This is a genomic window from Pseudarthrobacter sp. NPDC092439 (genome assembly GCF_044754945.1).
Lineage (GTDB): Bacteria > Actinomycetota > Actinomycetes > Actinomycetales > Micrococcaceae > Arthrobacter.
The window spans coordinates 25,227-48,026 of record NZ_JBIVQB010000008.1 but is presented as its reverse complement, the minus strand read 5'-3'; the positions used below and the strand labels follow the sequence as shown (position 1 = coordinate 48,026).

The following is a 22,800-nucleotide window of genomic DNA, read 5'->3' as shown; positions in this document are numbered from 1 at the left end:
GGTGTTGCGGGCGGAGCGTTCCGGCTACACCACCGTCAGGGTGATGACCGAACCTTCGGGCGCCTCGGCGTCCACAGGGTCCTGGTCCCGGACCGTCCCGAAGAAGCCGCCCAGGATGTTGTTCACCCGAACCTCGAATCCGAGCCCTTCCAGCGCCTCGCGCGCGTCCGCGGCCTGCTTGCCGATGTAACTGGGGACCTTCACCATCCTCGGGCCTTTGGAGACCGTCAGGGTGACAGTTCCGCCGCGCGCCAGCGTTCCGCTGCCGGGCGACTGGCTCACCACCGCGCCCTTGGGGACCTTGCGGTCGAAGACCTCTTCGGCGGCAACCTCCGCAGACAGGCCCGCATCCTCGATCGCCTTCACCGCGTCGTTCCTGTCCCGGCCTACTACCGCCGGCACGGGGATGGGCCGCGGGCCCTTGGAGACCACGAGTGCGACGGGAGTTCCGCGGCGGACCTCCGTCCCGGCCACGGGGTCCTGGGAAATTACGACGCCGGCCGCGACGTTCTCGTCGAAGCGTTCCGTCACGGCGCCCAACGCCATTTCGGCGCGCTGCACTGCGGTCCGGGCATCAGCCAGGGTTTCGCCTGCCAGTTTCGGCAGCGGGAAGAGCTGGGGGCCCTTGGAAACAAACAACGACACAGGCTGCAGCTTCCGGATCTCCTGGCCGGCGGCAGGGTCGCTGCCCACCACCAGGCCGGCGGCGACGTCGTCGTCGAAAACATCACTCGTGCTGGAACGGAATCCCGCCTGCTCCAACAACTGCTGCGCCTGCGCAACGGTCTTGTTGGCCACTGGCGGGACCGTGGCGGCCGAGCCCGGGCCCATGCCGAAGAACCAGCCTGCCCCGGTAGCCAGCAGGGCAAGGAGGACCAGCAGGACCGCCCAGAGCGCTCCACGCCGCCGCGGGTTGCCCTCACGCAGGCTCCTGGCCGGGGTGGCGGCGGCACGTGCACGCGCCTTCCCTTCTTCGCGTGCTGCATTCTTCAGGGCGCGCTTGCCCAGCGGGGCGGGCTCTGCCGGGGGAAGTGGAACCACCGGGTGCCGGCCGAACGGCAGCGCGGCTGTGGGGTTGGCTGTTCGGGAAATGATCTCGGTGGGGGCGTTGCCCGCAGCGGCAGGGCTTGCCGGTGCGGGCTTCCGGTTGTCCGCGGCGGGCGGGTGCAGGTCCAGCTCCGCGTCGCTGAGGTTCGTCCTGATGTGACGCAGTTCCTGCAGCAGTGCGGTTCCGTCAACGGGCCGGTGCTCGGGGTCGTTGGCGGTGCACCATTGCACCAGTTCGTCCACCTCCGCTGCCAGGCCCGGGATCAGGTCCGACGGCGGCCCTACCGTCCCGTTGACGTGCTGGTATGCCACCTGGATGGGGACTTCCCCTTCGAAAGGTTGGCGGCCGGTGAGCATCTCGTACAGCATGATTCCCACGGAGTAGACGTCGCTGCGGGCATCCGCCGGCTTGCCCAGGACCAGCTCGGGGGAAACATAGGCCACGGTGCCGATCAGGGTGCCTGTGCCGGTGGACGCCGTGACGGCGCGGGCCAGGCCAAAGTCTCCTACCTTGATCCGGCCGTCGTCGGCGATAAGAACGTTTTCGGGTTTGACGTCGCGGTGGATGAACCCGGCGCTGTGGGCGGCAGCGAGTCCCTCCACCACCGGATCAATGAGCGCCAGGGCAAGGCGCGGAGGCAGGGCGCCTTTCTCATTGATGAGGTCGCGCAGGGTGTGGCCCTGGATGTACTCCATGACCAGGTAGGCGGTGCGTCCGTCAATGCCCTGGTCCAGGACACCCACCACATGAGGATGCGAAAGCCTGGCAGCCGCCTTGGCCTCGCGAGCCAGCCTGCCCAGGAAAGACTCGTCCGCAGCAAGGTGGGGGTGCAGCACTTTCAAAGCAACATCCCGGTCCAGCCGTTGGTCGGTCGCGAGGTAGACCGTTGACATGCCGCCGCCGGCCACCCGCGAGCGGACAGCGTAGCGGTGGTCCACGAGCGTTCCCACGAAGGGGTCTGTGGCAGGTTCGTTCACCATACGATCCTAATCGGCAGTGAAACGGGTCCGAACCGTCACCGGTCCGGACCCGTCGGGTGTGTCGCAGCCGCCTCGTGGTGAGGGGCGGGCAGTCAGCTGAAGTTCTTTTGGTGCGCCTTAATGGCGGCGACGTATGCCTTCGTGTCCTGGTACATGCCGTACTTGCTGACTGAATATTGGCCCTGGTAGTAGCCCGCAATGGCCAGGTCCTTGGTCTTGCTGGTGGCAAGGAGCTGGCGGATGATGGCAACGCCGGCCGTGACGTTGTCCTGGGGGTTGAGCAGGTTCAGCTTCCGGCCCACCAGGTCCGAAGCCCACTGCCCCGAGCTGGGAATGACCTGCATGGTGCCGATCGCGTTGGCTGGTGAAACTGCGCGCTGGTTGAACCCCGACTCCTGGTACGCGAAGGCAAGTGCAAGGGACGGTTCGACGCCCATCCTGCGTGCAGTGTCCGCCACGATGCCGCGCATCTGCTCCCGCGTCGGCACCGGGGAAGCGTTGAGCAGCGCCTTGTTCGCGTTGGCCGAACTCACTACGGCCGGGGGATAGGTGAACCCGAGGAAAGTACTCGGAACCAGGGGCTTGGTTGCGGCAACCGGCTGAAGGGGGGACGCGGGTACGCCGCCCGGGATGGCCAGCTTGTTGCCCGGGTAGATGATGGAGCTCATGCTCAGCCGGTTGGCCGAGAGCAGGGCGGAGAGCCTGACTCCATGCCGCGACGCGATGGCGGACAGCGTGTCGCCGGCCCTGACAGTGTAGGAGCCGCCGGTGCGCTTGGGGGTTGATGCCTTGGCCGGTGCGGGCGCGGCTGCCCGTGCAGGCGCAGCCTTTGCGGCACCGATCCTGATCTTTTGACCCGGATAGATGATGGAACGGCCCGAGAGGTTGTTCCAGGCGAAGACATCGGCAAGCCGCACCCCGTGGCGGGCGGCAATTGCACCCAGGGTGTCCCCGGCCTTAACGGTATAGGTGGCACCGGAGACCGCGACGGCGGGACGTGCCGCGGCAGGTGCGCCCGCCTTGCGTGCTGCGGGTGCGGCAGCCGCTTTTCCGGACAACTTGATCTTCTGTCCGGGGTAGATGATCGTGGTGGCCTTCAGGCCGTTCAGCTTCAGCAGTTCACCCGTGTTCAGGCCGAACCGCCGGGCAACGGCGCCGATGGTGTCGCCGCGCGCGATCGTGTAGCTGGCCGGCGCAGAGGGCCGCGCGGGCTGAAGTGCGGAGGGGATCGCAGTAGAAACAGCTGCGGCGGGAATCACCGGCGCGGTTGCCTGGGCGGCCTGGGCCTTCATGGCTGCGGCGAGGGTCGCAGGCACGGCGCGGGCCGGTTTTTCTGCCGCGGCAGGCTCGGCGAGGGCCAGGGAGGACAACACGACTGCCGGCAGCGCCGCCGTGGTTGCGGCGATCATCGGCAGACTCGGCCTGGGGTGCTGCTTAGGCGAGTGGGACGTCGTCATGGAAGGAATCCTCTTCTCAACTGCGGGGCGGTCGGGGATAGCGGTGTTATCCGGTACTAGTGTGACTTAAGTGAATAGTGTTATGACTGTGATCAATGTGAATCTCTCACGAATTTGCGAATAGCACAAGAATTCCGGCATTGGCGGCAATAGGAATTGGGCGGAGTGTTCCGGCGGATTGCTCCGCCTGCTCTCTCGACGGACCGTCGACTAGGCGCCGGGGCCGGCGCCGTGGCAACCTTGGTCAGTGACTAATGTTGAGAACCTTGTGGGCGAATGGCTGCCCCTGCCCGACGTCGCCCGGCTGCTGGATGTCTCCATCACCCGCGTGCACAGCCTGATCGACGAAAAGGCGCTGGCCGCCGTCCGCGTCGGTGAGCGCAATATCCGGTGCGTCCCGGCGGAATTCATTCAGGACGGCCAGGTGGTTGACAGCCTTAAGGGCACCATCGTCGTCCTTGCCGATGCCGGCTATTCGGACGAAGACCTGATTGTCTGGCTGTTCACTGAGGATCCCTCCCTGCGCGGACGGCCCATCGACGCCCTCCGTGAGGGGCGGAAGACGGAGATCCGCCGCAGGGCGCAGACGCTGGCCTGGTAAGGGCGCGAAAGTCAAAGAGCGGAACGGCCAGGCCCCGTCAGGGTCCTGGCCGTTCCGCTCTTATGCGGGCTCTGCCCTCAGGAGGCCCGGCTGACCGCCGATTCCGCCAGCCGTTGCAGGGCCGTCTTGGGCAGGTCCTCCAAAGGCAGTGCCGCCAGCGCGTCGAAGGCACGGCTGCCGAATTCGGCGATGAGTACTTCGGTGGCCTGGAGTGCACCTGAATCCTCGATAATCCGCCGGATTTCCATGATGTCCTCAGCCGACAGGTCCGGGTTCCCCAGCCTGGCATCGATGAAAGCGGATTCTGCAGGCGATGCCTGGTCCAGTGCCAGCGCCACGAGGACGGTGCGCTTTCCTTCCCGGAGGTCATCGCCGGCCGGTTTGCCGGTGGTCAGCGGATCCCCGAAGACGCCCAGGACGTCATCCCGCAGCTGGAACGCTTCACCCAGGGGCAGTGCGAAGGCCGAGTAGCCCCGCAGCAGTTCATCAGGCGCGCCGGCGAGCGCCCCGCCCAGGGCAAGGGGATGCTCCGTCGAATACTTTGCGCTCTTGAACCTGATGATGGAGTGTGCCCGGTCCACCGCCCCGGCCCGGTCGCGTACCGGGCCGGCTACTTCCTCGAGAATGTCCAGGTACTGTCCCGCCATCACTTCGGCGCGCATGAGATTGAAGATAAGGCGGGCACGCCCACCGGCAGCGGCCCGTTCGCCGATGTCCGTAAACGCTTCCTCGCTAAAGGACAGGCACAGGTCGCCGGCCAGGATGGCTGCGGCATGGCCGAAACGTTCGCTGTCCAGCGCCCAACCCTGCGCCTCATGGAGTTGGCTGAACCGGCGGTGGACGCTGGGCCCGCCGCGGCGCGTGTCGGACCGGTCGATGATGTCATCGTGGATGAGTGCTGCCGCTTGGAACAACTCCAGCGCGGCTCCCGCGGCTATGACTTCACGGGCGCCTGACTGCCCGCCGGCCCCCCGCCAGCCCCAGTAGCACATCAGGGCGCGGAGCCGTTTGCCGCCGGTCACCAGGTTGGATATCGAACCCATGATCGGCTCGATATCGGGGGAGATGGACGCCATGACAGCCTGCCGTCCGGCGAGGAACCCGTTAAGTTCCCCGGCAACGGATGCGACGAAGCCGGCCTGTTCGTCCCTTAACTGCTCTGCCGCCGTCACTTGACGGACTTCGCTGCCACGTTGGCGCCAATTGTGAACGTGGCTACGTCGCCGGCCTTAACTACAGAGACGTTGACCGTTTCGCCGTCCCCGCGCACAAAGTCCTTGGAAGCGACGGTTCCCACGGCGTCTCCGGGGACGGCCTTGAACCCCTGCCCGCTGAGGGACTTGGTGTAGAAGGCCAGGACTGCGGCCGGTGTGGCTTTGGTTGTGGCAACCAGCGCGGCTGTAGCGGGCGAGGTGGTCTTGTCGAAGCTGCTGGAAAGCACCGTGGCGCCCGGCATCAGGGGCAGCAGCTTCTGCGGAAAACCTGGCACGAATCCGCCAACGGTGGCAGTTGTCCCGGGCGAAGCGGACGGGCTTGGACCGGCGGAGGCCGCAGAAGCGGTGGCGGATGCCGATGTCGTGGATTCCGGCGACGCGGAGGGGGCAGGACTGCTGCATGCTGCCAGGGTGACGGCAACCGCCGCTGCGAGGGCGGTCAGGCCAGCCTGCCTGGGATTTCCAAAGACCGTCACAGGGTCATTCCTCCTGGAGTTGATGCCGGATCAGCCTCCAGTTTAGTCAGTAGCTGCCGATAGGATTGCAGCCGTGGGGCCAGAAGGTAAGAACCAGCCAGTGCCGGCACGGCCGCCAGGCCGCCGGCCCATGTGCATCATGCATGTGGATATGGACGCCTTTTTCGTCTCTGTAGAGCTCCGGAGCCGTCCCGAGCTCCTGGGCGTGCCGGTTATCGTCGGGTTTCCGGGGGAGCGGTCGGTGGTACTCTCGGCTTCCTACGAGGCCCGGGCCTTCGGGGTAAAGTCGGCGATGCCCATGGCAGTGGCCTACAGGCTGTGTCCCCAGGCGGTGGTCATTGAACCCCGTCATTCCCTCTATTACGAGGTATCCGGCCAGCTGATGAAAATCTTCGAATCTGTGACGGAACTGGTTGAACCGCTCAGCGTGGACGAGGCCTTCCTTGATGTCAGCGGAGCCCTTCGCCGGCTGGGGCCGCCACGGGGTATCGGGGAGCTGATCCGGGGGCGTGTCGCCACGGAGCTGGGAATCACTGCCTCGGTGGGGATCGCCGAGACCAAGTTCGTGGCCAAAATTGCTTCCACGCGCTGCAAGCCGGACGGCCTGCTGATGATCACGCCTGATGAAACTGTGCCCTACCTGCACAGCCTTCCCGTTGGGGCGCTATGGGGCGTGGGGGCCAAGACTGCCGAAGTGCTTGCCAGGATGGGGATCCGGACCGTGGCTGATGTCGCAGCGACGCCCCTGCCCACCCTGAAGAGGATCCTCGGTGCCGCCGGCGAGCATGTCCACAAGCTGTCCTGGGGCATCGATCCCCGTGCGGTTACGCCCGTCCGGGCGGAGAAGAGCATCGGCGCGGAAGAAACCTTTGTGGTGGATACCGCCGATGACGCCCTGCTCCACCGTGAACTGCTGAGGCTGTCTCACCGCACGGCCGGCCGCCTCCGGGCAGCAGGGCTTGTGGCCCGGACTATTGCCTTGAAGTTGCGGTACGCGGACTTTTCCACCATTAGCCGCAGCAGGACCGTCCAGACTCCCGTGGACAGCGCGCAGCTGATCTACTCGGTGGCCGTGCAACTCCTGGGCTCGGTGGGAGAACGGAGCCAGACCGTACGGCTGGTCGGCGTGCGCGCCGAACAGCTGGAGGAGTCCGCCACCACGTCGCTGCAGCTGAGTTTCGACCGGCGCGATGAGAACTGGCGCGCGGCCGAGCAGGCACTGGACCAGGTCACGCGGAAATTTGGAAGCAAATCGGTGCTTCCGGCCCGGCTGATGGAGCCGGGCCGAGGCACGGACGGAGCCTCCCGGCATGGCTGAAATGCCGGTCCCGGGCAACCCTTGCGAAACCCATTGGCGTCTTTCAGAACGGCCCGCGACAAACTATCCTTAGAGGTACATAGTTTATGAGCGAATGGACATACTGCCGGACCCTCTTGGACATGCTCCCGCTCCCGCGGCTGCATGCCGGGTTTCCGTTTTTGCCTGCACCGGCAAATACGGGAACCTCTTAGGCATCACAGCCGTTAATGGTGCAGAAGTCGTGGCTGGGACCAGCCCGGACGTTGGCCTACCAAAGGAGGTCGTGATGCCGCTGTCGGAGCACGAACAGAAGCTGCTGGAGCAGCTTGAAAAGCAGCTTCACGAGGACGACCCGAAGTTTGCGAATTCGATGGGTTCCGACCCGGGGCGCTCGTGGTCCACCAGGCATGTGGTGATTGGCGTGTTGTGCGCCTTGGCCGGCGTGTTCCTGCTCTTGGTTGGCGTTACTTTCCAAAACATATTTGTTGGCGTTCTGGGCTTTATCGTCATGGGCGGCGGCGTGTACTTCGCAACAATGCGCAGCAGCGCGCCCGCTGCGAAATCCGGAAAAACCCTAAAAGGAAAGCCGGGTAAGCGCGGGTCCTTTATGAGCAATCTTGAAGAGCGGTGGGACGAACGCCGCCGCGGGGAACCCTAAGCCCGCTCTCCTCCATTCCGCTCCCCGGATCAATTGCCGGGAGCGGGACAACAGTGAAAGACCCGCTTCGGCGGGTCTTTTTTTTTGCGCCCAATTGCAGCGTTTGCCGGCCCCGCATATCGCCCCGCAGCACCCGTGGTCCGGGGCGCGCTATTCCACGCTGCTCGCGTCAAGCCCCTGCCGGCGGCGCACAATCCCTCCACTTTGCACCACCGGCCCGAAAACCGCGTCATTCCGCGGCGGGATTTGGTGGAAAAGGCTGGCAGAGGCGCGCGTTTGCGTTGACTGTGGTGGAAAGTGGAGTAATGTGGAGGACATAAGAGGGTGGTTGCAACACAGGGGATGTGCAGTTCCTGACAGCAGACAGGCGGTGGGCCAGTGTTCCTGGGAACCCATTCGCCGCGTCTGGATGAAAAGGGGCGGATCATTCTCCCCGCGAAGTTCCGCGAGGAACTTGCCAGCGGGCTGGTTCTCACGCGGGGCCAGGAGCGTTGCATCTACGTCTTCAGCGAGAAGGAATTTGCGCGGGTCCACGAGCAAATGCGGGAGGCACCGATCTCCTCCAAGCAGGCACGTGACTACATCCGCGTCTTTCTTTCTGGAGCCTCGGACGAGGTACCTGACAAGCAGGGGCGCGTGACCATACCACCGGCGCTCCGGGAATATGCAGGTCTCGGCAGGGAACTGGCGGTCATTGGCGCAGGTTCCCGAGCGGAGATCTGGGATGCCCAGGCTTGGAATGAGTACCTGGCGGAGAAGGAAACAGCCTTCTCCGAAACGGACGATCCCATTCCCGGCATTCTCTGAATGACGGACGGGACAGCAGCAGATTCTTGGATGAGATCTCCAGCCGGCCCACCGGCCGGCCAACCTGGCTCACTTCCCCGGAGCCAGGCGGGCCCGGTAGGCGCGGATGGGGATCTGGTCCAAGAAAAGGACAGGCACCAGCAACGGCGGAAGGGACCACGGCATGGATGAGAGCAGGCCTACGTCCGAACGCCATGTGCCGGTCCTTCGCGACCGGTGCATCAATTTGTTGGCACCCGGATTCGAGGCTGCGCGGCTCAGGGGCGAAACTCCCATCGCGATCGACGCCACCCTCGGCATGGGCGGCCATTCGGAAGCCATGCTGCAGCGGTTCCCGGACCTGCACCTCATCGGCATCGACCGGGACGAGGAAGCTTTGGCGCTGGCCGGGGAACGGCTCGCTCCGTTCGCGGCCCGCACCGATTTGGTCCATGCCGTCTATGACGAGATCCCCGATGTCCTCGAAGACCTTGGCGTCTCCGAGGTTCACGGCATCCTGATGGATCTTGGAGTTTCATCCCTCCAGCTCGATGAAAGGGAACGGGGCTTCGCCTACTCGTTTGATGCTCCGCTGGATATGCGGATGGACACCAGCCGTGGCCAGACCGCGGCAGACGTGGTTAACAGCTACGGCGAGGAAGAGCTTGTCCGGATCATCCGGAAATGGGGCGAGGAGAAGTTCGCTGGCCGCATCGCCAGCCGGATCGTCACGGCCCGGGCGGCCAGGCCGTTCACCACCACAGGCGAACTGGTGGAACAGATCCGGGCTGTGGTGCCTGCCGGCGCTGCGAAGTCCGGCGGCCATCCCGCTAAACGGACATTCCAGGCCCTCCGCATCGAGGTCAACGAGGAACTGGATGTCCTCGAACGGGCAGTTCCGGCGGCAGTGGACGCCATTGGCCTGGGCGGACGGATCGTTGTCATGTCCTACCACTCGCTGGAAGACAAGATCGTCAAAGGCGTATTCCAGGCCCGCTCCAAGTCATCGGCCCCACTGGGTTTCCCCGTGGAGCTTGAAGAACATAAGCCGGAACTGAAAACCCTCACCAAAGGCACCGAGGTGCCAACCGCCGACGAAATCGCCGAAAACCCCCGCGCTGCGTCAGCCAGGCTGCGCGCTGTGGAACGAATCAGAGCCAGGAGAGCCGAATGAGCACAGCAGCCGCCAAGACGTTTCCGGTCGTCCCGGGCACCTCGGCAACTGACGCCCACCTTCCCGCCGGCGCGGCGGGCCCGGCGAGGAAGGCGCGCACCCCGCTGTCCGTGGTCCGCACGGCCCCAAGGAAGCGGCGCGCTCCCTTCGTGGTCCTGTGCTTCGCCATGCTGGCAGTTGCCCTGGTGACAGTGCTGGTCCTGAATATTTCAGTTTCCACCGCCCAGTACGAACTGGTCACCCTCAAGGCGCGGCAGAGCACCCTGACCAAGCAGAACCAGGACCTGACCCAGCAGGTCCAGAATTTCGAAGCACCGCAGAACCTCGCCGCCAAGGCCACGGAACTGGGCATGGTTGCATCCACCGTGAAGGGACAGATCGACCTGTCCAACCTCTCTGTAACAGGAAAGGCGGTCCCGGCTGTCGAGGGCGGCGCAGCAGGGGCAGTCATTCCTGCGCCGGCCGTTCCCGGCCAGCTGATCGTGGTGCCCCCTGCGACCAAGGGCGAACCGCTGTCGGGCCGCAAGCCCGCGCAGGCAGCCGCCGCAGCACCGGCCAAGAAGAAGTCTGTGGCCGCACCGAAGAAACCTGCGGTGGAACTCTACGGCGGGTCCGTTCCGGTCCCGGAACAGAAGACCCCGGAGCAGTAGTACGGATTCACGCAGGACAGCCGAGCAGCAAGGAAGATCACGGTGGCGCAGAAGACCGGCAAGCCGCGGAACGCGAAAGAACCTGACGCCACCAAACGCCTCCGTCTTGGCCTCGGCATCATGCTGACGCTGCTGCTGGTGGTGGGCGGCAAGCTCTTCCTGGTCCAGGGTCTGGACGTCGGCGGCATGGCCGAGGCAGCGCTCAATAAGCGCATGATGCACACGGCGCTGCCCGCCGAACGGGGCAGTGTCCTTGACAGCCGCGGAACGGTCCTGGCCAACAGCGTGATCCGCTACAACGTGGTTGTGGACCAGCGCGTGAACACCAAGACTGATACCTTCAAACGGCTTGAGACCGTGGACGGGCAGGACCGGCTGGTGGACGTGAGCCGCGACCAGGGACATTCCGAACTGGCGAGCGTGCTGGGGATGGACCGGGAAACCATCCGCGAGGCACTCACCGGTGAGCAGCCCTATTACATTGTGGCGAAGAACGTGAAGCCTGATGTCGAAGACCGGATCTCCAGGCTGCAGATACCCGGCATCGTCACGCAGGGCGTGAGTAAGCGCGTGTATCCCAACGGCTCCATCGCCGGAGGGATTATCGGTTTCCTGGAAGACGGCAACACCGGCCAGGCAGGGATCGAGCAAACACAGGACGGAATCCTGCGGGGCAAGGACGGCGAGCGGCGCTTCGAAATCGGCGCGGACGGCCTCCGCATTCCAGTGGGCGTGGATGAACTGACGCCGCCGGAGGACGGCAAGGATGTGAAGCTCACTATCAACTCCGACCTGCAGTACTTCGCCCAACAGGCCATCCAGAGCCAGTCGGACAAGCTGGGCGCCGAGTGGGGCGTGATCATCGTCCTGGACGTCAAGACCGGAAACCTCGTGGCCATGGCCGACACCAACGCTCCGGATCCGAACAACCCCGGGCTCGTGGCTCCACAGGACCGCGGAGTCCGGGCCGTGACAGCGGCTTACGAACCGGGGTCCGTGGAAAAGGTCCTGACGGCTGCCGCGCTCATCGAAGAGGGCAAGGCCTCACCGTTGTCCGAGTTCACCCTCCCGCCCTCCTACACGGTCAACGGGCAGACGTTCAACGATTCGTTCACCCACGGCACGGAGAAGCGGACGCTTGCCGGGATCCTGGGTTATTCGATGAACACCGGCACGGTGATGGCCGGCCAGCGGCTGAACAAGAAGCAGCGGTATGACTGGCTGAAGAAGTTCGGCATCGGCGACGCACCCGATATCGGCCTCCCCGCCACGGCCGGCGGGATCCTCACTCCGTACCGGCAATGGGACGGGCGGCAGGAATACACCGTGCTCTTTGGACAGGGCGTTTCCCAGTCCACGCTCCAGACAGTGCGCGCCTTCCAGTCCATCGCCAACAACGGCGTCATGCTCCAGCCACGGCTGATTGACAGCTACATCGCACCGGACGGCACGGAGGAAAAGGCTCCCGCGGCCGAAGCACGCCGGATCGTCTCCGAGAAAACCGCCCAGCAGGTCCAGGACATGCTGGAGAGCGCCGTGACCGAGGGCCAGATCAAGGATGCCGCCATTGACGGCTACCGGGTGGGTGCCAAGACGGGCACTTCGGAATCGCCCTGCGACAACGGCACCGCAGGCTTCTGCGGATACACCGCATCCATGGTGGGCATGGCACCGATGGACGATCCGCGGTTTATTGTGGAGGTTGTACTCCAGCGGCCCAAGGGCAGCATCTACGGAATTACGCAGGGGCCGGTCTTCCGGTCGGTGATGAGCCAGGCGTTGCGTACCTACAACGTCCAGCCCTCCACCGGCCAGCCGGCAAGGCTGCCCCAGTTCGCGAAGTAATACGTTGGCCGCAGCAGGCCGCGCCAGCTGGCGCTGCCCGGTGCGCCCGGCACGGTTCACTAGCACTATCGGAGACCCCTTGTCTGAGTTCGATTTGCCCGACAGCACTGCTTCCTCGGATACGGCCGGCATGGTCCGGTTCCGCCCGTCGGCGGTTGAACCGCTTCGGCTGGAGAGCATTGCGGAATCCGTGGGGGTCCCCGTTCCCGGCGCGTCAGCGGATGTGCTGGTCAGCGGCATCACGCTGAACTCCCGGAATGTGGAGCCGGGCGATCTCTACGCGGCGCTTCCGGGAGCCTCCCGCCACGGAGCGGACTTCGTCGCTGATGCCGTCGAGGCCGGCGCGGTTGCCGTGCTGACCGACGAGGCCGGGGCCCGCATGCTGGCGCTGTCCTCGGATATCCCCGTTCCGGTACTGATCACCGCGAACCCGCGCAACGCGGTGGGACCACTGGCGGCCATGATCTACCGCAGCCAGCCGGCGCAGGGCGGCGCGCCGCGGCTGTTCGGAGTGACCGGGACCAACGGCAAGACCACCACGACCTACTTCCTGACCTCCCTCCTTCGTGCGCTCGGGAACCGCACCGGGCTGATCGGCACCATCGAAATCCTTGCCGGGGCCGAGCCCGTCCCCAGCCTGCTCACCACGCCGGAGTCGCCGGACGTCCACGGGCTCCTGGCGCTCATGGGGGAGCGCGGCCTGGGTGCCGCCGCGATGGAGGTCTCGTCCCACGCAATCGAGTTCCAGCGGGTGGACGGCGTGCTCTTCGACGTGGCCGGTTTCACCAACCTGACCCAGGACCACCTGGACCTCCACGGCACCATGGAAGAGTACTTCGCAACGAAGGCGCAGCTCTTTACGCCCGCGCGCGCCCGCCGGGCAGTGGTAACGGTCGACGACGAATGGGGCCGGCGGCTTGCCGGCTCGGCAACGGTGCCGGTGACCACGCTGGCAACGGCGCCCGGCCCTGCTGCTGACTGGACCGTGACGGATACCGCCCCGGACGGCTTGGGAACCCGGTTCACGCTGACCGGGCCCGGAGCGGCCACTCTGTCCGTCCGCACGGGTCTGCCGGGAACCTTTAATGTGGCCAACGCGGCCCTTGCCACCGTGATGGTCCTGGCCTCCGGGATCGGACCCGCCGACCTGCAGGAAGCCCTGGACCGCGCCGACCCCTTCACGGTGGCGGTACCGGGGCGAATGGAACTCATCTGCCGGGAGCCCGCGGCAGTTGTTGATTTTGCCCACAACACCGACGCGCTGGCCCGCGCCCTGGAAGCCGTGCGGCCGGCCGGGGCAGGGGCGCGCACCATCCTGGTTTTCGGTGCCACCGGACAGCGGGACCAGGGCAAGCGGCCGGCAATGGGGGCCACCGCCGTCCGCCTGGCAGACACCGTGATCGTCACGGACGACGACCCACATGACGAGGACGCCGGCGAAATCCGCGCCGATGTCCTGGCCGGCGCCAGGGAGGCGCTGGAAGCGGAGTCCCTTACCGCCGACGTGCTCGAAGTCTTCCCGCGCGACGAGGCGATCCGCAGGGCCGTGGACCTTGCCCGGCCGCAGGACACCATCCTCGTGGCCGGCCGCGGGCATGAGGTGTGGCAGGAGGTCAAGGGCGTGAACATCGCCCTCGACGACAGGGTGGAACTGCGCAGCGCCTTGACAGCCCGGGGATTCAACGTTCTCCCGGACGAGCGGATAGAGTCCTAGACCGACATGATTGCATTTACTGCGGCGGAGATCGCCGACATCACTAGCGGGCGCCTGGACGCCGATCCTGGAGTGACGCCCCTTTCGGTGGTCACGGACTCACGTGAAGCCGCGCCCGGCTCGCTCTACGTCGCCAAACCGGGAGAAAACGCCGACGGGCACAACTTCCTCCCTTCCGCGTTCGAGGCAGGGGCCGTCCTGGCCCTTGTGGAGCGCCCCGTCAGCCGTCCCGACGGCACCCGGTACCCCGCCGTCGTCGTTCCCGATGCCGTGCTGGCCATGGGAGCTCTGGCTGCCGAGGCAGTGCGCAGGATCCGGGCCGTCCGCGCTGCGGCGGGACTGGAACTGACCGTCATCGGCATCACCGGCTCTGCCGGGAAGACAACCACCAAGGACCTTCTGGCCGGGATCCTTGGTGCGCAGGGACCAACCGTTGCCCCGCAGGGTTCCTATAACGGCGAGATCGGCGTGCCACTCACCGTTTTCCGGGCCGATACGGAGACGCGCTACCTCGTGATAGAGATGGGGGCCACCGGCATCGGGCACATCGAGTACCTGGCGCGGATGGTGGAACCGGACGTCGGCATTGTCCTCGCCGTGGGGACCGCCCACGCCGGAGAATTCGGCGGCGTGGAGAATATTGCCGTGGCCAAGGGCGAGATGGTTGAAGCCCTCGCGGAAACCGGTACCGCCATCATCAACCTTGACGACGCCCGGGTCGCCGCCATGAGGGACCGAACCGTTGCTTCCGTGGTCGGGTTCTCCGCCGAAGGACGCGGCGACGCCGCTGTCCAGGCGCTGAACCTGGACACTAACGCCGGGGGCGGCCCCGAATTCGACCTGCTGCTGCCGGATGGCGGCCCGGCCCGCCATGTCAGCAGCCGACTTATCGGTGGCCACCACACCGGCAACCTGCTCGCCGCGGCCGCCGCCGCCTGGTCTGTGGGAATCCCCGGGGACGCGATCGCTGTTTCGCTCTCCAGCCAGGCTGCCGCCAGCCGCTGGCGGATGGAACTGACCGAGCGCCCGGACGGCGTCACCGTCATCAACGACGCCTACAACGCGAACCCTGAGTCCATGCGGGCGGCCCTCCGCACGCTGGCGGACCTGGGCCGCGGCCGCCGCACCTGGGCAGTCCTCGGCGCCATGCTGGAACTCGGGGAAGATTCGATCCGGGAACACACGGCCGTTGGCACCCAGGTTGTCCGCCTCAACATCTCCAGGCTGGTGGTGGTGGGGCGGGAAGCCCGTTCGCTCTACGTCTCCGCCGTCCAGGAAGGTTCCTGGGGCGACGAATGCGTCTTTGTGGAAACCGCCGATGAGGCGTTTGAACTCCTCAACGCCGAACTCCTGCCCGGCGACCTTGTCCTGTTCAAGTCCTCCAACAGCGTGGGGCTGAGGCACCTGGGCGATCGGATAGCATTACCACCACAAACCCCGCAAAGCGCCGAAGAAAGGAGCACTCTGCTGTGATTGCACTTTTGATCGGCGCCGGGTTGGCACTGCTGTTCGCCCTGGTCGGAACCCCCCTCTTCATCCGGCTCCTGGTCCGCCGGGGCTACGGCCAGTTCATCCGGGACGACGGACCCACCTCACACCACACCAAACGCGGCACACCCACCATGGGCGGCACGGTGGTGGTGGGCGCGGTCCTGCTGAGCTACGGGCTGACCCACCTCATCATGATGATGGTGAACCCTAATTCGCCCGGGCCCTCCGCGTCCGCCCTGATCCTGCTCTTCCTGATGGTGGGCATGGGCCTGGTGGGCTTCCTCGATGACTTCATCAAGATTTCCCGGCAGCGAAGCCTGGGGCTCAACGCCAAGGCCAAGCTGATCCTGCAGGCTGCCGTTGGCATCGCCTTCGCCGTCCTTGCCCTGAACTTTCCGGACCACCGGGGCATCACGCCGGCCTCGACCAGGATCTCCCTGGTTCGCGACCTGCCGTGGCTCGACCTGGCCTTCGGCGGCACCGTCCTCGGCGCCATCCTGTTCGTCCTTTGGTCCAACCTGATCGTCACCGCCGCCACCAACGGCGTCAACCTCACCGATGGACTGGACGGCCTTGCAGCCGGCGCGTCGGTCATGGTGTTCGGCGCCTACACGCTCATGGGTATCTGGCAGAGCAACCAGGCCTGCGGGTCCCCACGGGAGGCCGGCAGCGGCTGCTACTCAGTCCGCGACCCGCTGGACCTGGCGCTGCTCGCAGCCATCCTGAGTGCTGCGCTGGTGGGCTTCCTGTGGTGGAACACCTCACCGGCCAAGATCTTCATGGGTGACACCGGTTCCCTTGCCATCGGCGGTGCCATTGCCGGTTTCGCCATCCTTTCCCGCACGGAACTCCTGCTGGGCATCATCGGCGGCCTGTTCGTGCTGATCACGCTTTCCGTGATTATCCAGGTGGGCTACTTCAAACTGTCCGGCGGCAAGCGCGTCTTCAAGATGGCGCCCCTGCAGCACCACTTCGAGCTCAAGGGCTGGGCAGAAGTGACGGTAGTCGTCCGGTTCTGGATCCTGTGCGGGCTCTTCGTGGCCGTGGGCCTGGGAATTTTCTACGCAGAATGGGTTGTGCTGCTGTGACCGTTACATCTGCCCGCCTCGAAAACCTCGTCAGCTGGGACTCCGACTGGTCAGGACTCCGCGTCGTGGTGACCGGCATCGGGGTGTCAGGTTTTGCCGCCGCAGACACCCTCATTGAACTCGGCGCCAGGGTGGTGGTCGTAGACGCCGCCGAAACCGCCACCGCACGTGCCCACGCCGACACCCTGCGGATCGTCGGAGCCGCCGACGTCCTGCTGGGCCCGCAGGCGGTGACCTCCGTTCCGCGGATCGACGGCGAACTTCCCGAACTCATCGTGACCTCTCCCGGCTGGCGTCCTGACCAGGCCCTCCTGGCTGCCGCCGCGCGCGCACACATTCCGGTGTGGGGTGACGTGGAACTGGCCTGGCGCGTCCGCGAACGGGCCGGGCGGAAGACTGCGGACTGGCTGGCGATCACCGGCACCAACGGCAAAACCACCACAGTCGGCCTGACCGAATCGATCCTTCGAGCCGCCGGCCTGAAAGCCATTGCGGTAGGAAACGTGGGCACGCCCATCCTCGACGCCCTTCGCGATCCCGTGGAGTACGACGTCCTGGCCGTGGAGCTGTCCAGCTTCCAGCTGCACTGGTCTTCATCCCTCTCGCCCGTGGCGAGCGTCTGCCTCAACGTCGCCGAGGACCACGTCGACTGGCACGGCTCGTACGACTCCTACGTCGCGGACAAGGCCAAGATCTACGAACGCACGCAAAAAGCATGCATCTACAACGCCGAACAAGTCGAAACCGAACGCATGGTGGAAAATGCCGACGTAGTGGAAGGCTGCCGGGCCGTTGGTTTCACTACGCTCACCCCCGCCATCAGCATGCTCGGCGTGGTTGAAGGGCTCCTGGTGGACCGGGCCTTCATCGAAGAACGCCGGGACAGCGCGGCCGAACTGGCCGCTATGGCAGATCTGGGCCCCATCGCTCCGCGGCACATGGTGGCCAACGCCCTCGCAGCGGCCGGCCTGGCCAGAGCCTACGGCGTTGAGCCCGCCGCGGTGAAGCAGGGCATCAAGGACTACCTGCCGGGCGACCACCGGATCCAGCCGGTGGCCCGCTGGAAGGGAGTGCTGTGGATCAACGATTCCAAGGCCACGAACCCGCACGCTGCGGCGGCTTCGCTGGCAGCCTTCACCAACGTGGTCTGGATAGCAGGTGGCCTCTCCAAGGGCGTTTCCTACGATGACCTCGTCAGCGGCCATGCGCACCGGCTCAAGGCGGTGGTACTGATCGGCAAGGACGCTTCGGAACTTGCCGCCGCCCTGGCGCGACACGCTCCGCACGTCCCGGTCATCAGGCCGGAAGAGGACCAGACTGGAGATGTCATGGCGCAGGCGGTGGCGGCGGCAGCCGGCGTGGCCGGCTCGGGTGACACCGTGCTCATGGCCCCCGCAGCCGCATCCATGGATCAGTTCACGTCCTACGCGCATCGTGGCGACGCTTTCATCGAGGCCGTCCGCGGGCTGGTGGAAGGGCAGGACGAGACCGGCGAGGAGTAGATATGGCCAACACGGCAACGCGACGCCCGCCGGTCAGCAAGGGCGGCGCCCGGGTCCGGTCGGCCTACCAGAAGTTCTGGTCCGCCCTCGAGGGCACCGGCACATCAAGGAACGGCTCCACCTACTACCTCATCCTCGGCTCCACCCTGGCGCTGACCGCCATCGGGATCATGATGGTCCTTTCGGCCTCCAGCGTGGAATCCATTGCCGCGGGCAAATCGCCCTACGGTGACGCCATGAAGCAGGGCATCTTCGCCACGCTGGGGATCTTCCTCATGTTCGTCCTCTCCAGGGTGAACGTGGTTTGGCTCAAACGGCTTGCCTGGCTGGGGATCGGGGTTGCCCTGGTGCTCCTGGTCCTGGTCCAGCTGGTGGGCGACGAAATTAACGGCAACCGGAACTGGATCAACGTTGGCGGGTTCACCTTCCAGCCGTCCGAGGCGTCCAAGCTGGCCCTGGCCCTGTGGATGGCGACCGTCCTTGCCAGGAAGGGCAGGCTGCTGAGGCAGTGGCTGCACATCGCCGTGCCGGTTGTTCCGATGGCGGGCCTCATCATCGGGCTGGTGCTCTGGGGCAATGACCTGGGCACGGCCATGATCATAATGATGCTCGCTGCTGCTGCGCTTTTCTTTGCCGGCGTCCCGCTCTATTTCTTTGGCCTTGCCGGGCTGGTTGCCGCGGCAGGAACCGCGGCCATGGCCATGGCCAGCCCCAACCGGATGTGCCGTATCACCTCATGGTGGAGCGGCGAAAACTGCGCCGACGGCACTGACGTGAACTACCAGGCCACCAACGGACTGTACGGGCTGGCGTCGGGCGGCTGGTTCGGCGTGGGCCTGGGGCAAAGCAGGCTCAAGTACAACTGGATCCCGGAAGCCCACAACGACTTCATCTTCGCCATCATCGGCGAGGAACTCGGCCTGGTGGGCACCGTCGTCGTACTTGTTCTGTTCGCCATCCTGGGTGCTGCAATTTACCGCGTGGTGGTGGCGCAGGAAGACATGTTCCACCGCGTTCTGGCCGGGACCATCATGGTATGGCTGCTGGGACAGGCAACAGTTAACATGTCCGTGGTCACCGGCCTGATGCCCGTCATCGGCGTGCCGCTGCCGTTCATTTCCTATGGCGGTTCCGCATTGCTGATGTCACTGTGCGCCATCGGCGTGGTCCTGTCGCTGGCCAGGGAACAGATGGCACCGGCCATCCGGCCGCAGCGGATCCTCAAATTCAAGGCCGCGCCCGCTTGGGCCGCCGGCCGCAAGACGAAGACTGCCAGAAAGCGTGCCTGACCCCAGATGACCTCCAAGAATCCTTCCATCGTCCTTGCCGGAGGCGGCACCGCAGGGCATATCAGCCCGCTGCTTGCCATCGCCGCCGCGGTCCGTGAGGCTGCCCCGGAATCGTCAATCCTCGCCGTCGGCACGTCCTCCGGGATGGAATCCCGGCTGGTTCCTGCTGCCGGCGTTGAGCTTGCCACGATCGACAGGGTGCCGTTTCCGCGCAGACCCTCCCTGGACCTGCTCCGCCTGCCGGGCCGCCTGGCCGGAGCGGTCAAGCAGGCCGGGGCGATCCTGGACGGCGCCGCCGCGGACGTCCTGGTGGGCGTCGGCGGATACGTCTGCACGCCCATGTACCTCGCCGCCCGCAGCCGCCGGATCCCCATCGTGATCCATGAAGCCAACGCCCGGCCGGGCCTGGCCAACCGGGTAGGCGCCCTGTTCACACGCCGCGTGGCCGTGGCATTCGCGGGCACGCGGCTGCGGCACGCCCGGCATGTGGGCATGCCCATGCGCACCGGGATTTCACAACTGGACCGGGCAGCGGCGCGAGCCGGGGCACGGCGTTCCCTGGGGTTGGATGGAGAGCGGCCCACCCTGATCGTGACCGGCGGATCCTCCGGTGCGCTGAGCATCAACCGGACCATCGCGGCCTCTGTGCAGCTGCTCGCGGACGCGGGCATCCAGACCCTGCACATCACCGGCCGCGGCAAGACCGTCACCGACGCATCAGGTCAGCCGCTTGCCGCCGAAGGCTACCGCCAGGTGGAGTACGTGGACGGGATGGAAACCGTGTATGCCGCTGCGGACGTACTGCTGGCGCGCGCCGGTGCGGCCACCGTCTCCGAGGCTGCCGCCGTCGGCGTCCCCGCCGTCCTGGTGCCCCTGCCCATCGGCAACGGCGAACAGGCGCTGAACGCCGCCGGCCTCGTGGAGGCAGGCGGTGCCCTCCTGGTGGCGGACCGCGACTTCAGCCCCGCGTGGGTGGCGGAGCAGTTGATTCCGCTCCTCACCGACGAAGCACGCCTGGCCGCCATGGCGGCAAACTCATACCGGCTTGGCGTCCGGAACGCCGACCAGCAGATGGCTGGTCTTGTCTTGGAAGCGGTAGGCGCATGAACCACCACAACAATCCCGCCCCCGCGGGCCTCAGCGGGCTGGGGAACGTCCATTTCATCGGCATCGGCGGCGTGGGTATGTCCGCCGTGGCGCGGATCATGGTGGCGCGCGGTGTCCCCGTCAGCGGTTCGGACGCCAAGGACCTTCCCGTGATGGCGGACCTGGCAGCGGCCGGCGCGCGGATCGCCGTCGGTTACGCCGCTGTCAACCTCGGGGACGCCCAGACCGTGGTGGCCGGTTCGGCCATCCGCCCGGACAACCCCGAACTCGCTGCCGCGCGGGCTGCAGGACTGCCGGTCCTGCACCGCTCCGAGGCGCTGGCCGCGACGATGGGGGACGACACAGTGGTCACGGTTGCCGGCACGCACGGCAAGTCCACCACCACGGCCATGGTGGCCGTCCTCCTCAAAGGTGCCGGGCTGGACCCGTCCTTCGCGATTGGCGCCAACGTGCCGGCGCTGGGCGTCAATGCCGCGCACGGCAAGTCCCCGGTATTCGTGGCCGAGGCTGACGAATCGGACGGCTCGTTCCTCAATTACCGGCCGCGGATCGCCGTGGTCACCAACGTGGAGCCGGACCACCTGGACCACTACGGTACCGCCGAGGCCGTCTACGAATCCTTCGACCGGTTCACCGCCTTGCTGCCGGCGGACGGCGTACTGGTCGCGTGCGCCGACGATCCCGGCGCGCTGGCCCTTGCTGAACGCACCCGAGGGCGGGGAAACACCCGCGTGGTCCTTTACGGGACGGGGGAGGGCGCTGCGCTGAGGCTGCACGACGGCGGCCCGGGCGACGTCGCAGTCTCCACACCGGAGGGGAGCTTCAGCCTGGCCCTCCAGGTTCCCGGGCGGCACAACGCGCTGAACGCCGCGGCGGCGTTCGCCGTGGCGCTGGAACTCGGTGTGGAGCCGGCTGCTGCGGCGGAGGCCCTGGCCCGCTTTTCCGGCGCCTCGCGCCGGTTCGAGTTCAAGGGATCGGCACGCGGCGTGCGGGTCTTCGATGACTACGCCCACCACCCCACCGAAGTCCGTGCCGCTCTGTCTGCCGCCCGGACGGTGGCTGCCGGGCATAAGGTCCATGTCCTGTTCCAGCCACACCTGTTCTCCCGGACCCGCGAATTCGCCCGGGACTTCGCCGACGCCCTCAATCTCGCGGACACCGCCCTGGTACTGGACATCTACCCGGCCCGGGAAGACCCGATCCCCGGCGTCACAAGCCGGCTGATTGCCGACCACCTGCACCACGGCGGCCGCCTCGTGGCGGGCGAAGATGCCGTGGCCGAAATGGTGGCCGCTGCCCGGGACGGCGACGTTATCCTCACCGCCGGAGCCGGTGACGTTACCGCTTTTGGTCCGCGCATTGTCGAGGCCCTGCATGGCAGGTAACCGGCGCCCCACCTACACACCCGCCGGCAGCCAGGGCGGCAAGGGCGACGACGTCATTTCCGCCTCGCGCGAGGTCCCGGAGACAGCGCCGCCCGCGGCGGCCGGCATGGCGGGCAAGCTCTCGAATCCGGACAAGGCACCGGGGCCCCGCAAGGGCAACGGGCCGGGTGTGGCCCCCAAGCCGCCCAAAGACCCGGTCAAGGCGCCCAGGGCGCCCCGCGGCTTCCCCGCGTTCCGCCGGAAGGAGCGCCCCGCGGCGGCTTCCCCCGATGCTCCGAACGTGGTGGCGTTCCCTGAGCCCAGGGCCAGGCGGATCCGGCGGAACGTGCTGGTGGCCATGGGAACGGTGGTGGCAGCGGTGGCGGCGCTGCTTGTAGCCGCCGTCTATTCGCCCTGGCTGGCGATGGACAGCGTCTCGGTCAGCGGCACCCGGCTCCTGACGCCGGCGCAGGTCCAGACTGCCCTGGAACCGCTCAGGGGAAAGCCCCTTCCGCAGATCACGGACCAGGAGGTGGCCACCCTGCTCGAGCCGCTGGTCCAGGTGAAGTCCGTGTCCGTCCAGGCCCGGCCTCCCTCGGGCCTGGCCGTGATAGTGCGCGAACGAGTACCCGTGGCACTGGTCAAGCGGGGCAAGCAATACCAACTGGTGGATGTCGAAGGCGTGCGCCTGGCTGTGACGGCCGATCCCACGACGGTCAAGCTGCCCGTGATCGACGGAGGTGCCGGAACCATCGGGAAGGACCTCTTCCGTGCCACGGCAGCAGTCCTTGGCGCCCTGCCTGCCGACGTGCTTGCCAGGCTTTCCAACGCTTCGGCCCAGTCCGTGGACGCAGTGCAGCTCAAGCTGGTTGACGGCCAGACCATTATCTGGGGAAACGCCTCGGACAGGGAACTGAAGGCAAAGGTACTGGCCGCGCTCCTGAAGGTGCCGGCGGACCCCAGGAACCCGGTCCGGGTGTATGACGTCAGCGTTCCGCGCCATCCGGTAACCCGGTGAGCGGCATTCTTTCGGTATTAATCCGACACGCGGACCCG

Annotated in this window: 19 protein-coding genes; 15 read left to right on the top strand and 4 right to left on the bottom strand. The window is 66.4% G+C overall.

Features of this window, described 5'->3' with window-relative positions; all coding sequences use genetic code 11:
• Nucleotides 1–24: 24 nt before the first annotated feature.
• Nucleotides 25–2,028, bottom strand: a complete 2,004-nt coding sequence (gene pknB / locus ACIQCM_RS14810) for a Stk1 family PASTA domain-containing Ser/Thr kinase (RefSeq protein WP_400608367.1) — start codon at nucleotides 2,026–2,028, stop codon at nucleotides 25–27.
• 92 nt (nucleotides 2,029–2,120) lie between these two features.
• Nucleotides 2,121–3,485 carry a LysM peptidoglycan-binding domain-containing protein gene (locus tag ACIQCM_RS14805; protein WP_400608369.1) on the bottom strand — a complete coding sequence of 455 codons (1,365 nt, stop codon included), beginning with the start codon at nucleotides 3,483–3,485 and terminating at the stop codon, nucleotides 2,121–2,123.
• A 247-nt stretch (nucleotides 3,486–3,732) separates the two neighbouring features.
• On the opposite strand from ACIQCM_RS14805, the gene ACIQCM_RS14800 reads away from it, so the two are divergent.
• Nucleotides 3,733–4,086 (top strand): Rv2175c family DNA-binding protein, encoded by a 354-nt coding sequence (locus ACIQCM_RS14800; protein WP_400608371.1) that lies wholly within the window; start codon nucleotides 3,733–3,735, stop codon nucleotides 4,084–4,086.
• Nucleotides 4,087–4,163: 77 nt separating this feature from the next.
• On the opposite strand, the gene ACIQCM_RS14795 is transcribed toward ACIQCM_RS14800, so the two are convergent.
• Together ACIQCM_RS14795 and ACIQCM_RS14790 are read right to left on the bottom strand one after the other, a co-directional pair.
• On the bottom strand, nucleotides 4,164–5,258 hold the full coding sequence (locus ACIQCM_RS14795; RefSeq protein WP_400608373.1) for a polyprenyl synthetase family protein: 1,095 nt from the start codon (nucleotides 5,256–5,258) through the stop codon (nucleotides 4,164–4,166).
• Entirely contained in the window at nucleotides 5,255–5,776 is a 522-nt protein-coding gene (locus ACIQCM_RS14790) for a hypothetical protein (RefSeq protein ID WP_400608375.1), read from the bottom strand. Before ACIQCM_RS14790 ends, ACIQCM_RS14795 begins: the two co-directional genes overlap by 4 nt.
• A gap of 130 nt (nucleotides 5,777–5,906) precedes the next feature.
• On the opposite strand from ACIQCM_RS14790, the gene dinB reads away from it, so the two are divergent.
• The 14 genes from dinB to ACIQCM_RS14720 all read left to right on the top strand — a co-directional run bounded on the left by dinB (nucleotide 5,907) and on the right by ACIQCM_RS14720 (nucleotide 22,762).
• Nucleotides 5,907–7,094: a DNA polymerase IV gene (dinB, locus tag ACIQCM_RS14785; protein ID WP_400608377.1), complete on the top strand. Its 1,188-nt coding sequence runs from the start codon at nucleotides 5,907–5,909 to the stop codon at nucleotides 7,092–7,094.
• Between the two features lie 268 nt (nucleotides 7,095–7,362).
• Nucleotides 7,363–7,734 (top strand): DUF3040 domain-containing protein, encoded by a 372-nt coding sequence (locus tag ACIQCM_RS14780; RefSeq protein ID WP_400608379.1) that lies wholly within the window; start codon nucleotides 7,363–7,365, stop codon nucleotides 7,732–7,734.
• 378 nt (nucleotides 7,735–8,112) lie between these two features.
• On the top strand, nucleotides 8,113–8,541 hold the full coding sequence (gene mraZ / locus ACIQCM_RS14775) for a division/cell wall cluster transcriptional repressor MraZ (RefSeq protein ID WP_009358613.1): 429 nt from the start codon (nucleotides 8,113–8,115) through the stop codon (nucleotides 8,539–8,541).
• 163 nt (nucleotides 8,542–8,704) lie between these two features.
• Complete coding sequence (gene rsmH / locus ACIQCM_RS14770; protein ID WP_400608381.1) at nucleotides 8,705–9,694, top strand: 16S rRNA (cytosine(1402)-N(4))-methyltransferase RsmH; 990 nt, start codon at nucleotides 8,705–8,707, stop codon at nucleotides 9,692–9,694.
• A complete protein-coding gene (locus tag ACIQCM_RS14765) occupies nucleotides 9,691–10,344 on the top strand; it encodes a hypothetical protein (protein ID WP_400608383.1) in 654 nt (217 codons plus the stop codon). The genes rsmH and ACIQCM_RS14765 overlap by 4 nt, the downstream gene beginning before the upstream one ends.
• 42 nt (nucleotides 10,345–10,386) lie before the next feature.
• Nucleotides 10,387–12,189, top strand: a complete 1,803-nt coding sequence (locus tag ACIQCM_RS14760) for a peptidoglycan D,D-transpeptidase FtsI family protein (RefSeq protein ID WP_400608385.1) — start codon at nucleotides 10,387–10,389, stop codon at nucleotides 12,187–12,189.
• Between the two features lie 79 nt (nucleotides 12,190–12,268).
• Nucleotides 12,269–13,903, top strand: coding sequence for a UDP-N-acetylmuramoyl-L-alanyl-D-glutamate--2,6-diaminopimelate ligase (locus tag ACIQCM_RS14755; RefSeq protein ID WP_400608387.1), 1,635 nt, complete (start codon nucleotides 12,269–12,271; stop codon nucleotides 13,901–13,903).
• A 6-nt stretch (nucleotides 13,904–13,909) separates the two neighbouring features.
• Nucleotides 13,910–15,376 carry a UDP-N-acetylmuramoyl-tripeptide--D-alanyl-D-alanine ligase gene (gene murF, locus ACIQCM_RS14750; protein ID WP_400608388.1) on the top strand — a complete coding sequence of 489 codons (1,467 nt, stop codon included), beginning with the start codon at nucleotides 13,910–13,912 and terminating at the stop codon, nucleotides 15,374–15,376.
• On the top strand, nucleotides 15,373–16,482 hold the full coding sequence (gene mraY / locus ACIQCM_RS14745; protein ID WP_400608390.1) for a phospho-N-acetylmuramoyl-pentapeptide-transferase: 1,110 nt from the start codon (nucleotides 15,373–15,375) through the stop codon (nucleotides 16,480–16,482). Before murF ends, mraY begins: the two co-directional genes overlap by 4 nt.
• On the top strand, nucleotides 16,464–17,984 hold the full coding sequence (gene murD / locus ACIQCM_RS14740) for a UDP-N-acetylmuramoyl-L-alanine--D-glutamate ligase (protein ID WP_400608392.1): 1,521 nt from the start codon (nucleotides 16,464–16,466) through the stop codon (nucleotides 17,982–17,984). Before mraY ends, murD begins: the two co-directional genes overlap by 19 nt.
• A 2-nt stretch (nucleotides 17,985–17,986) precedes the next feature.
• Nucleotides 17,987–19,273, top strand: coding sequence for a putative lipid II flippase FtsW (ftsW, locus tag ACIQCM_RS14735; protein ID WP_400608394.1), 1,287 nt, complete (start codon nucleotides 17,987–17,989; stop codon nucleotides 19,271–19,273).
• Between the two features lie 6 nt (nucleotides 19,274–19,279).
• Nucleotides 19,280–20,380, top strand: coding sequence for an undecaprenyldiphospho-muramoylpentapeptide beta-N-acetylglucosaminyltransferase (gene murG / locus ACIQCM_RS14730; protein ID WP_400608396.1), 1,101 nt, complete (start codon nucleotides 19,280–19,282; stop codon nucleotides 20,378–20,380).
• A complete protein-coding gene (gene murC, locus ACIQCM_RS14725; protein WP_400608398.1) occupies nucleotides 20,377–21,765 on the top strand; it encodes a UDP-N-acetylmuramate--L-alanine ligase in 1,389 nt (462 codons plus the stop codon). Before murG ends, murC begins: the two co-directional genes overlap by 4 nt.
• Nucleotides 21,755–22,762 carry a cell division protein FtsQ/DivIB gene (locus ACIQCM_RS14720; RefSeq protein WP_400608400.1) on the top strand — a complete coding sequence of 336 codons (1,008 nt, stop codon included), beginning with the start codon at nucleotides 21,755–21,757 and terminating at the stop codon, nucleotides 22,760–22,762. The genes murC and ACIQCM_RS14720 overlap by 11 nt, the downstream gene beginning before the upstream one ends.
• The last annotated feature ends 38 nt before the right edge of the window (nucleotides 22,763–22,800 follow it).